This is a genomic window from Loigolactobacillus binensis, from assembly GCF_005405165.1.
GTDB lineage: Bacteria > Bacillota > Bacilli > Lactobacillales > Lactobacillaceae > Loigolactobacillus > Loigolactobacillus binensis.
The window spans coordinates 120074-132329 of record NZ_BJDN01000003.1; the positions used below are offsets into that span (position 1 = coordinate 120074).

Here is a 12256-nt window from a genome sequence, read left to right on the forward strand (position 1 = left end):
CTGTTGATGGATTGTTTAAAATAGATAAGTACAGCACCCGTTTAATTATAGAAATAGAGAGCGTATTTATTTTCTAAGCAATTTTGAAATTCAATAAGTGTAGCTATTTTGTAAGCACTTAAATAATAAATCGGTTTTAAATACAAATTTGATTTATAACATAAATAGCTTTTATGAAACAAGGTTATTGGTCGATTTGTATCCGTTATGTTATTGAGTGTTTACTATCTATTTGGTAGTAATGTTATTTAATTAGCCATTATTGCTGATAAAGTAGTGATGAAATATCAAATTAATTAAATTTAAGACATAAAAAATTGAGTAATGATGTACTACTCAATTTTTTATTATGGTTATGATCAGAGCTGATTAGCTAATGCCATTGCCGCTTCTGTTGCATTATTAGCTTGCCCAGGTTTATTTGCATCACCAATCGTATAAACTTGTGTATCAGTATGGGTCAAGGCATCTTTTAGCGGATTGTATGATCTAACCCCCATTGCAAGAATAATATCGTCAAAGCCACCAATACATTTCTCTACACCATTTTGTTCATAAATGACATCATTATTATCGTTTCCGGTAAATTTTTTGACAGTTGCACCTAAAATGAATTCTGTATGACCATTTTCCAATCGGTTTAATAGATGATCATGTACGCCAAGAATCGTGTCACTGGCAATGGTAGATTTTAATTCGATAATAGTTGCTTGGCGATTATGCTCACGCAAGAAATCGGCTGTTTCAGCACCAACCATTCCGCCACCAACGATCAAGCAATTTTTGCCAACAGTTTGTTTGGCGTCAATAACATCAATCGCATTCTTAAAAGTGGAATTATGAATGCCCGTAATATTGGGAATAAGCGGTGTTCCACCAGTAGCGATGATAGTGATGTCAGGATTTTCCTGTGTTAATAGCGCTTGATCGACTGGACAATTCAAGTGATAGTTAACGCCATATTTTGCGCCCATTGTCAGATAGTATTTAATGGCACTGTTCAATAAACTTTTAGCAGGCGGGATGGCACCAATTCTAAATTGACCACCAAGTTGGAAACCTTTTTCATATAAGTTTACTTTATGGCCACGTTTGGCTAAAATCCAGGCACTTAAGAGTCCTGCAGGGCCGCCGCCAACAATCATAATCTTTTTCGGTGTAGTTGTTGGTGTGAATTTATATTGACCCTCGTGTCCCGTACGTGGATTAACTAAACATGATATTTTTAATTTATTCGGATCCATTAAATAACCGACGCAAGATTGTAGACAAGAGATACAAGGTGAAATTTCATCTAAATTACCAGCTTTAACTTTGTCAGGAAAGTGCGGATCAGCAATGGATTCGCGACCAAGGGCAACAAAATCAGCTTGATGATTATCGACAACTTCTTTTTGAATTTCAGGTGTGTTAAGCCGACCAACTGCAATGACCGGAATATTGACTACTTGCTTGATTTGATGCGCATTTTCTACATTGAAACCGGACGGTGTATCTTGGGGCATAAACATGTAATCTAAGCTTGCATAAGTACAAATGGAAACGTTGATCGCATCAGCACCGGCTTCTTCTAAATAGCTTGAAATCTGCTTGGTTTGGGAAATATCTAAACCACCAGGAATTTTTTCGGTGCCACTGATTCTAAAAATGACCGGGAAATCAGCGCCACACTTTTGCTTAATATTATGAATGATATCACACGCAAATTTTGCTCGACCCCGGATAGATCCGCCATATTCATCAGTCCGTTTATTGACTTGAGGTGACAAGAATTGAGCAACTAAATAGCCATGTGCACCATGAATTTCAACTGCATCAAAGCCGTTATTCTTAGCACGTTTAGCTGCATCACCAAATTTTTCAATCAAATCCAGTATTTCTGGTTTAGTGAGTGCACGGGGAACTTCGTCAAATACTGGACAGGCAATGGCAGAAGATGATACAGGTTGGTGGCCGATTAATTGGGCGCTTGTTTGACGACCGGAATGCTGAAGTTGAACGGCGATCTTTGCTCCATTTTGGTGTACGCTATTCGTCAATTTGTGCCACGAAGAATCAAACTCATTATTCCATAAACCTAATTGGCCTGGAGTGCAGATGCCATCCTTCGTGACTGCAGTTACTTCAACGATGATCAAACCAAATCCACCACTAGCACGTTCGGTATAATAGTCAATTGATTGTTGTGAAGGTTCACCAGATAGATTACCATAGCTTGTGCCCATTGCTGGCATGACATAGCGATTTTTGATTTCTAGGGTACCAATTTTTTTACTTTCAAAGAGATTAGTGAAATTCATAATAAGATTTCCTCCTTTATTTACAGTACTAATTCTAGATTACCAATCAAATAATTATAATATGTGATATGATGAACTTTATAGAATGAATTTGTGCATTAAGCACAATAAGAGATTGGGTAGTGATCATTATGGCGACTAAATCTAGTGGTGAAATATTTTTTGATGCGGTTTACGAAGGAACTGATACAGCAAAGCTAATCAATCTAGCCTATGAATTATTAAATAACCCAATTATGGTGACTGACGAAACCTTTCATGCGCTATGTTTGAAGCGTGATAAACCGGTGAATGATCCAGTTTGGCTTGACGTTGAACAAAAAGGATACTGTAGTGAAGATTATGTATTGAGTTTTCGAGCAGACCCAGTTTCGACAATGCTTTTTCAACAAACTCAAGCGATAATATATAAAACAGGTTTGGCAATAAAAATGCCCCGGATCTTGTGTCGTATTAATAACCGAGAAAAAACGCTAGGCTATGTGATTCTTTTTGCTGCAGAGCGAAAACTTGTAGAAGACGATCGTTTAGTTGTTATGAATTTGGCTAAAGCGCTAAGTTTAATTTTACGAGGTAAAGGCGGGCTCACTCAGATGAATAATTCGCGAGATATTGCATTATTATTACGCGATTTAATCCTTAAGCCGGCCATATCTCCAGAAGAATTGGCCGAAAAAAAGCGCGCATTGCCACACTTGAAAACCTATTTTCAAGTTGTTGTTTTAGATAGCATTCAAAAGCGCTATGTAGCGTATTTAGAACGGAGTATTACCTCAATCTTGAACGTGCTCTGTGTGTTGCATGCCAGCGATGATCAACTTATTATTGTGATAAATACTGATACAGCAATCACCGATTTAACTAACATAGAGAGAATTTGTACTAAATACGCTATTACTGCTGGTATTAGCTGGAAGTTTAAAAATTTAGCGCTTGCTCGAGACTACTATAATCAGGCTTGTCGTGCCATCGATTTTGGCTTATCTGGGCAGCTTAACGATTATGACCATTATTATTTGCTGCATATTTTGAGTTATATTCCGACACCATTATTGAATACAATGATCTACCCAAGCTATCGTAAATTGCGAGAATACGATATAAAAAATGCTAGCAGCTACTGTCAGACTCTGATCAATTATTTTGAAACTGGACTAAGTGTCAATGAAACGGCTAATCGGTTGCATATTCATCGAAATACGATGAAATATCGGATAGATAAAGCTGAAGTAATTGGTGAGTGTGATCTGAACGATGAAAATACGCTTTTAAAAATATATTTATCGAGCTTGATCTATGCCTGCTTGGAGCAAGGGCAATTAAAGTTAAACATTGGCCATGGATAAAAATCATAAATTAGAAAAACGTACCGATAGAAGTTTTGCAAAAACTTTTATCAGGTACGTTTTTTAGCGTCAGTTTTAGCGTCAGTTTTAGCGTCAGTTTTAGCGTCAGTTTTAGCGTCAGTTTTAGCGTCAGTTTTAGCGTCAGTTTTAGCGTCAGTTTTAGCGTCAGTTTTAGCGTCAGTTTTAGCGTCAGTTTTAGCGTCAGTTTTAGCGTCAACTTTAGCGTCAACTTTAGCTTAGTCGTTTTAAGTGACAGATATGGAATGATTCATGACTGTTTTTGTAGTGGAATATTCCGTTAGATTGGTGTATCAAGCAGTTATTTAACTTTCATCCTTTAGTTATTAAAATAGATAAGTAAAATACACCCTCAATTTTAAATAGAGGGTGTATTTATTTTCTAATCAACTTTGAAATTCAATAAGTGTAGCTATTTCCGAATGAAGGAAGAAACAAGATGTACTTTTTTTAATGTAATCGGTTACTTATCATTAAAGTGCGGGGTGAGATAAATGCGTGAAAGATTAGTGGATCTTTTAAGTAAATTAATTAAAACTGATTCGGAATCAATTAACAACTTGTCCAGTGAATTAAATGTAACAACCAGAACAATTCGAAATGAGATACGAGAACTTAATGAGATGCTGGCCAGCAATCAATTATCGCAATTTTCGATTAGTAAGGGGATTGTCTATAATAATTTAGAAAAAATACAACAAAAAACTTTGGTTAGAACCTTTGTTTTATCAGATATCGAACAAAGCTATCTCAGCCCACAACAGAGAATGCTGTACTTATTGCTAGAATTCCTAACTGCTAAAACCCCGGTGTTTATCGTTGACATTCAAGCAAAGTTAGAAATTAGCAAAAGTACAATGGATGGTGATATGCGCGATTTTAGAGCGTTATTACAAGAATATAGTTTACGTTTGATTACTGATCCCAAGCTTGGGGCCCGTGTTGTTGGTAATGAACGTACGATCAGGATGATGTTTTGTGATCTGATCATTCAACAGGCAAATATGAATGAACTTATTACTGGCAGTTTCTTTACTGACAACATTCTAACCCAGAAGCTAAAGGCAATTTTTAAACCTGATGATCTTAGCTTTATTGATGGATCAATCAGAACTATTTTTAAGAACAGCAATTTAGCTTCAAATGATAATTATCGGTATCAAGCAATTATGCTGACGGTGATCTGGTTGGTACGTACACAAAACAATTATTACATCAGCGAAGATTCTGATACCGAAGATATTGATCTAAATGCTAAGCAGTCACAATTTATTAATGCTTTAATCATTAAGTTTGATTTGGAGATCACCATCAATGCCGAAATAAAATATTTGGCCTTTATTATCGGGAGCTTTGATAAAAATGAAGAAGCAGCACTTGATAATTGGGTGCAAGCACAAATGATCAGTGTTTCTCTGATTGAATGGATGGAAGGAAGTTTAGGTTTTCCATTTTCACAAAGCGAGAATCTATTTGAAGAAGTTTATTATCATGTTTCCAGCCTCTTAAGGCGGTCGGAGCAGCATATAAATGTATTTAATCCACTGAAAAATACGATCAAACAAGGTTATCCAGAAATATTTAATGCGGTTAGTGAATTCACCAATGTATTTAAGGATAAGTATCATTTGAATTTATCTGATGACGAAAAAGGTTATCTGTCTATGTATTTTTCGGCGGCTAAAGTTGAAATTCAGAAAAAGCAGGATTTCAAATATCGAATAGCCGTTGTTTGTAACTATGGCATGGCTACTGGTAAATTATTGGCCGCTAAATTAGAGGAAAATTTTAACGTTGATGTTATCGCTGTTCTTAGTGTTGTTGAAATCGGAATATTAAAGAAACTACGGGTTGATTTAGTGTTTAAAACAATTGATGTTGAAATTGAAGGTGTACCAAGCATTAAATTAAACCCAATTCCATCAAATACAGATCTAAAGTTTGTAAAACAGTTTTTGGCAGAGCATGCAGAATTGTCGCGATATGAAGGAAATTCATTTGAACCAACCCGATTATTTAATGGCATTTTAACGCTCCTTAAGAATAAGAAAATACCCGTAGGTAAAGATTTGGTATTTGATTTACAACGTGTGTTTTATGCCAATCATCTAAATATTAACGAAAGGGAGGTTCAACCAATGTTAAAGGACCTTATCAATGATAATCAAATCCAACTTAATCAGGCTGTAAAAGATTGGAAAGAGGCAATTAAACTTTCGGCCCAACCTTTATTAAAGCAAGGTTTTATCACTCAATCCTATATTGAAGCGATGATCAATTCTGTAGAAGAATATGGTCCTTATATTGTCATCGGTCCCTCAATTGCATTAGCTCATGCTCGCCCCGAAGATGGTGCTAATAAATTAGGGGTATCAATTACAACCTTGAGTAAACCAGTAAATTTTGGTAATCCCGAAAATGATCCAGTCCACATTGTTTTTTGTTTAGCCGCGATCGATAACTATTCACATTTAAATGTGATGAAGGCAATCGTACAGCTGATCAATGATCCTAAGAAGATCGAGCAACTTAGTAAAGAAACTGATGTTAATGAATTTAAACGCGTTTTATTTAACGAAGTCAATACAAAGGAGACGATTTAAATGAGTAAAAAGTTAAAGATCTATTTCATCTGTGGTGCTGGCTTAGGCAGCTCACTAGCTAGCCAAATGGTGGCAGAAGATGTACTAAATAGTTTGAATCTGGACGAAAGTTTAGAACACGAAGCGATTTCGTCTGCACCAGGATTACGAACTGATATTATTGTTTCTGCTGAAAATTTTAAATCGCAATTTGAAAAGTATGAATTAGATCCAGCCATTAAATTTGTCTTTCTACACAATATTGTCGACCCAAAGGAAATTGAGGACAAGCTAGTTCCTGTTATTAACGCGCTTTCTAATTAGTTATTACAAGCTAAAGCAAGAATAGGAGGATAAGTGTCATGGGTGTAATCGACTTTATCATTAATAATATTTTAACTCAGGCAGCAATAACCATTGCATTGATTGCAATGTTAGGACTAGTTCTTCAACGTAAATCGGCCGGATCAGTTCTGACAGGGACATTTAAAACTTTACTCGGTTTTCAGGTTTTATCTGCAGGTTCAGCCATTATTGTAAGTAGTTTAACTTATTTTGGTAAAATTTTTCAGCACGCCTTTCATTTAAATGGAGTGGTTCCAAGTATTGAGGCTATCAATGGTCAAGCGATGAACACTTTGGGATTAGGTAATGAAATTGCCTTTACATTCTTAGGTATTTTTATTGTTAATATCTTAATTGCGCGTTTTTCGCCTTGGAAATATATCTTCTTAACTGGTCAAGCCTTACTATGGATGGCCACAATGACCGTTGTTGGTGGAAAATTAGCAGGATTGAGTAGTTTTGTGACCGTCCTTTTAGGTAGTATCATTGGTGGTATTTTTGCGGTTGCCATGCCAGCTGTTGCACAGCCTTTTGTCCGTAAGATCACAGGTAATGATGCTATAGCCTTGGGCCATTTCTGTACGATCGGTTATATGGTTGAGGCGGGTGCAGCCTATGTTTTTGGTGAACATGGCGAAAATAAACATTCTGTTGAAGATATTAAGTTACCTAAATCAATGGAATTTTTACAAGATACGTATTTATCAGTTGCCGTAATTATGGTACCGCTTTATATGATCACAGCAGCATTTGCTGGGCCTAAATGGGCGGGAACGGAAACGACCAATTATATTATGAATGCCTTTATGCAAGGTATTCAATTTGTAGTTGGTGTATATGTCCTATTAGCAGGGGTACGTTTGTTATTAGGCGAAATTGTTCCGGCCTTCCGGGGAATTGCAATGAAATTAGTTCCTAATGCTAAGCCTGCTTTGGATTGCCCAGTACTTTTTCCCTACGCACCTAATTCAGTTATTCTTGGCTTTATCACAACAACGATTGGGACTGTTCTCGGTATGTTTTTAATGCCTGTGTTCGGTTTAGCAGTGATTTTACCAGGGATGTTAACTAATTTCTTCGCCGGCGGTACGGCTGGTATTTTCGGTAACGTTGTTGGCGGACGTCGTGGGGCGATTATTGGTGGTGTTATCCATGGTTTATTCATTACACTTTTACCAGCGTTATTAGTTACCGCCTTAACTGGTCTTGGTTTTGTCAATGCTTCGGCAACTGATTCAGATACAATCGTCGCCGCTTTGATGTATGCCTGGATTTTGGCCCCAATTCTTAAAGCAGTTTAATTCTTTAGAGGTGATTAAATAATGTTTAAAAAATTCTTTAAAAATAAAGTAACCACTGAACCAGTGGAACAGAAACTGACTACTGAGGAACGGTTGGCCTTACAACAAGAAAATGAGCAGTTGAATCAGGATATTGAAGTCACTGAAGGAGATGGTTTAATTAAGAAATACGATCAGCTTGGTGAAAATTATACACAGTTAGGTGAAACAGATTCTGCGATCACTGCTTTCGAAGCAAGTTTGAAGGTTCAAGAACGTTTTGGTGCTGCCTATAATGGCCTGCTTAATTTATATGAAATTAAACGTAAAGAAGCTGCTGAACAGAAAAATAATGATGAAATTCAAAAATGGGTCACCAAAACAGATGAATTATTGAATCTTTCAAAACGGGTTATGCGGTCAAACTTTTAATTTAGAGAGGAAATTGATATTTATGTATAAAAATCTTAAAACAGTTTTATCTGAAGCACAAAAATTGGATTACACGGTAGGGGCGTTTAATGCGCACAACTTAGAAATGGTTCCTGATATGATTCGTGCTGCTAAAGATGCCGGCTCGCCAATCATCATTCAAACTAGTGTTTCAACTGCTCAATATGTTGGCATGAAGAATTTTGTAACCGTTTGTAAAACAATGGCCGCTGATCTTTTAGTTGATGTTGTTTTACACCTTGATCATGCTAAATCATTCGATGACATTAAAGAAGCAATCGATGCTGGCTACTCATCGGTTATGTTTGATGGCTCGGCGTTACCACTCAAAGAAAATATTGAAAAATCATTACGCGTTATAGATTATGCTCATGAGCGGAATGTTTCTGTTGAATGTGAAATTGGGACAATTGGTGGTACAGAAGAAGGGGTTACTGTTGCGGAAGGAGTTTATACCGATCCTAAACAAGCGCTTGCCTTTCTAGAGGATGTTGATGTTGATGCTTTGGCAGTGGGCGTTGGAACACATCACGGTCAATTCCAATCGAAAACAAAACTAAACTTTCCGTTGATTGAAGAATTACATGCTCAAATTTCTAAACCTCTGGTCATTCACGGCGGTACTGGTGTCAATGAAGAAGATTACACACGTTTAACTGAGAATGGTATTCGTAAATTCAATGTTGGTACGGAATTGTTAGTTGCTTGGACGCGGGCTGCTAAAGCACAATTTAATGAAACCGAACTTAACAATTCGTTACGGAATAATATTATTCCATGTAATCAAGCTGTTTATGATGTTGTCTATCATAAAATTGGGCTTTTTTTAAACAAAAAGGGCACTGTTCCGGTTGGTGCTAAATAGTAAAAACGTGGTGAAGAAGATGCAAGCTCAAACGCATACAATGATTTTATTAGCAGGTGCTCCTGGTACTGGTAAAACCTATACCGGTAATATTATAAAACAATCTTTTTCAGGGTTTGTAGAACTACCTTTGGATTTAATCAAGGAACATATTTATGATGAGATTGGGTTTGATGATCCTACAGAAAAACGTGCCTTAGATGATGCTGCATATGAGCGCTTTTATCAAGCCGTTGCATTCTTGATGCGCCATGATAAACCGATCATGGCGGATTATCCATTTAGCTATCGCCAAAAAAATGCTTTAGAAAAGTTGGCCGCTAAATATCAATATCATGTGATCACGATCAGACTTGAGGCTGATCTAAAGGTACTTTATCAACGAGCAATCAAACGCGATATTGAAGAACCACGTCATCTTGGATTAATGATGAATCATTATCATAGAGGTGATTCATTACTAGACAAAAAGTCAGCCGATGGGTTACCTAGTTTTACAGTTTTTAAGAATAGAGCTGAGGAACGAGGATACCAAACTTTTGTAGTGGGTTCTCTAATTACATTAAATGTTAATGATTATGCTCAAGTTGATTATGTTCAGTTTATTGAAGAATTGCAATATAAAATGAATAGTAATTCGGCCTCTTAGCTAATAAAAATAGCCACTAATACATGACACTGTGATTAGTGGTTATTTTAAGTTAAGTGCAACTTGTTGAAAATAAGGGAGTTAAGTGACATGAAATTTGAAAAGTACATTGACCATACTTTGTTGAAACCTGATGCTACAGAATCTCAAATTGCGATTTTGATACAAGAAGCTCAGAACAACCATTTTGCAACGGTCATGGTCAATCCTTACTGGGTTGCTTATGCGCATAAGCAATTGCAGGGTAGTGATGTTAAGGTTGCAACCGTGATCGGTTTTCCCTTAGGCGCTAATACGACAGCAGTTAAAATAGCCGAAGCAAAACAAGCGATTAGTGACGATGCACAAGAAATTGATATGGTTCAAAATATTGGTGAATTAAAAGCAGGTCATTTAGATCGTGTGGCGGCTGATATTGCCGCAGTAGTAACTACAGCTCATGATCAAAATATATTAGTCAAAGTTATTATCGAAACTGCTTTATTAACGGAAGATGAAATTGTGAGTGCTAGTAAAATCGTTGCTAAAGTAGGTGCAGATTTTGTTAAAACATCAACGGGTTTTTCAACGCGTGGGGCTAGTGTCCGCGATATAGAATTGATGTACGGTGCCGTTGGTGATCAGATTAAAGTAAAGGCTGCAGGTGGCATTCATACTGCTGCCGATGCCAAGGCGTTGATCAGTGCTGGTGCGTCTAGATTAGGTACAAGTTCAAGTATGCAAATTATTACTGTAAAATAATAACAAAGGAGAATGCTATGATAATTGCGCCATCTATTTTGAGTGCTGATTTTGGTCATTTAGAGCGTGATATTAAATTAGTTGAAAACGAGGTCAAGTATCTACATGTTGACGTTATGGATGGACATTTTGTGCCTAATATTACCTTTGGACCGGATATGGTCGCAGCCATTCATAAATTTACAAATTTGACGTTGGACTGTCATTTAATGATAGATAATCCGGCAGACTATGTTGAACAGTTTGCGGCTGCTGGTGGCGATATTTTGACCGTCCATATAGAAAGCACGGTGCACATTGATCGTGTTTTGCAACAGATCAAAAATAAAGGGGTTAAAGCAGGAATTGTGCTGAATCCAGGGACATCAGTTACTGCTCTGAGTGAAGTCTTACCAACAGTTGATCAAGTTTTAGTGATGACGGTCAATCCAGGGTTTGGTGGACAAACCTTCATTCCACGCACTTTGCAAAAAATTGCGGAATTAGCTAAACTTCGCGAAGCTAATGGCTATCATTATGATATTGAGGTTGACGGTGGTGTAAATGAAACGACGATCAAACAATGTAGTGATGCCGGGGCAAACGTGTTTGTGGCAGGGTCATATATTTATGGTCATATTGATCCCATTGCGCAGATCAAAAAACTAGAAGCAGCTATATAATTTAATGATTCAAAAATAGTTTGGCTTAGGCCAAGCTATTTTTTTGTGCCTAATAGCAAATAAAATTTTGAACAGGCAGCATTAAACCTATTAGTACTACGAATTACCACCGGCAGAGAAAATAACGATATTAATCTTAGCTAGCGCTTACATTATGCTGTAAATGTAATCAAATCAAACAGTTGAAGGGTGTAATGCAATGATGACAAAAAGTTGGTTGGATTTAGAAGATAAAGTAATAATCGTAACGGGGGGATCATCTGGTATTGGTGCAGCGATCGTTAAAGAATTATTGAACCAAGGCGCCTATGTTTATAACGCTGATTTAAAAGCAGGGATAGAACAAAGTGAAAAGTTAACGTTCATACCAACTGATGTTACTGCTGCAGATAAAGTGAACGAATTAGTTCAGCAAGTAATTGCTAAGCACCACCGCATTGATGGTTTAGTTAATAACGCTGGGATTAATTTGCCAAGATTATTAGTTGATGCGAAAGAACCTGAGAGCCAATATGAATTCTCTGAAAACGAATTTGATAAAATGTTTAGTGTCAATGTTAAGAGTGTTTTTCTGATGTCACAGGCGGTTGCGCGGGAAATGGCTAAGCAAAAATATGGTGTGATCGTTAATATGTCATCTGAAGCTGGTTTAGAAGGTTCGCAGGGGCAAAGTATTTATTCGGCCACTAAAGGTGCCATTAATGGCTTAACGCGTTCTTGGGCAAAAGAGTTAGGTGAATTTAACATTCGCGTTGTTGGGGTAGCTCCAGGCATTATGGAAGCAACTGGTTTACGAACACCAGCATATGAAGAAGCATTGGCGTATACACGGCATAAGACGGTGGCAGATATTCGGGCAGGTTATAAGAGTAAGAGTACAACGCCGCTAGGGCGAAGTGGTCATTTATCTGAAGTTGCCGATTTAGTTGCCTATTTCTTATCCCAACGTGCAGGCTATATTACTGGTGTCACAACGAATGTAGCTGGAGGAAAATCACGCGGTTAAGGGAATGAT

The 12256-nt window shown here is 37.1% G+C and carries 11 protein-coding genes; 10 read left to right on the forward strand and 1 reads right to left on the reverse strand.

Translation table 11 applies throughout. The annotated features are described in order from the left end of the window. Positions 1-359: 359 nt before the first annotated feature. A complete protein-coding gene (locus FFM78_RS02370) occupies positions 360-2300 on the reverse strand; it encodes an NAD(P)/FAD-dependent oxidoreductase (protein ID WP_137636836.1) in 1941 nt (646 codons plus the stop codon). Positions 2301-2431: 131 nt separating this feature from the next. Between FFM78_RS02370 and FFM78_RS02375 the strand changes: the two genes are divergently transcribed. The 10 genes from FFM78_RS02375 (at position 2432) to FFM78_RS02425 (ending at position 12247) form a co-directional block, all read left to right on the forward strand. Then, a complete protein-coding gene (locus FFM78_RS02375; RefSeq protein WP_137636837.1) occupies positions 2432-3646 on the forward strand; it encodes a PucR family transcriptional regulator in 1215 nt (404 codons plus the stop codon). Positions 3647-4158: 512 nt separating this feature from the next. Further along, the gene (locus FFM78_RS02385; RefSeq protein ID WP_137636838.1) at positions 4159-6267 is read left to right on the forward strand and encodes a BglG family transcription antiterminator; all 2109 of its coding nucleotides are present in this window, start codon (positions 4159-4161) and stop codon (positions 6265-6267) included. After that, positions 6268-6570, forward strand: coding sequence for a PTS sugar transporter subunit IIB (locus tag FFM78_RS02390; RefSeq protein ID WP_137636839.1), 303 nt, complete (start codon positions 6268-6270; stop codon positions 6568-6570). Between the two features lie 38 nt (positions 6571-6608). Further along, positions 6609-7892, forward strand: a complete 1284-nt coding sequence (locus FFM78_RS02395; RefSeq protein ID WP_137636840.1) for a PTS sugar transporter subunit IIC — start codon at positions 6609-6611, stop codon at positions 7890-7892. A 21-nt stretch (positions 7893-7913) separates the two neighbouring features. Then, positions 7914-8303 (forward strand): tetratricopeptide repeat protein, encoded by a 390-nt coding sequence (locus tag FFM78_RS02400; RefSeq protein ID WP_137636841.1) that lies wholly within the window; start codon positions 7914-7916, stop codon positions 8301-8303. A 22-nt stretch (positions 8304-8325) separates the two neighbouring features. After that, on the forward strand, positions 8326-9189 hold the full coding sequence (locus tag FFM78_RS02405; RefSeq protein ID WP_137636842.1) for a class II fructose-bisphosphate aldolase: 864 nt from the start codon (positions 8326-8328) through the stop codon (positions 9187-9189). 19 nt (positions 9190-9208) lie between these two features. After that, positions 9209-9838, forward strand: a complete 630-nt coding sequence (locus tag FFM78_RS02410) for a P-loop nucleotide/nucleoside kinase family protein (RefSeq protein ID WP_137636843.1) — start codon at positions 9209-9211, stop codon at positions 9836-9838. Positions 9839-9928: 90 nt separating this feature from the next. Beyond that, positions 9929-10579 (forward strand): deoxyribose-phosphate aldolase, encoded by a 651-nt coding sequence (deoC, locus tag FFM78_RS02415; protein WP_137636844.1) that lies wholly within the window; start codon positions 9929-9931, stop codon positions 10577-10579. A 17-nt stretch (positions 10580-10596) separates the two neighbouring features. Beyond that, positions 10597-11241: a ribulose-phosphate 3-epimerase gene (gene rpe / locus FFM78_RS02420; RefSeq protein WP_137636845.1), complete on the forward strand. Its 645-nt coding sequence runs from the start codon at positions 10597-10599 to the stop codon at positions 11239-11241. 202 nt (positions 11242-11443) lie between these two features. Then, on the forward strand, positions 11444-12247 hold the full coding sequence (locus tag FFM78_RS02425; RefSeq protein ID WP_137636876.1) for an SDR family oxidoreductase: 804 nt from the start codon (positions 11444-11446) through the stop codon (positions 12245-12247). Positions 12248-12256: the final 9 nt, after the last annotated feature.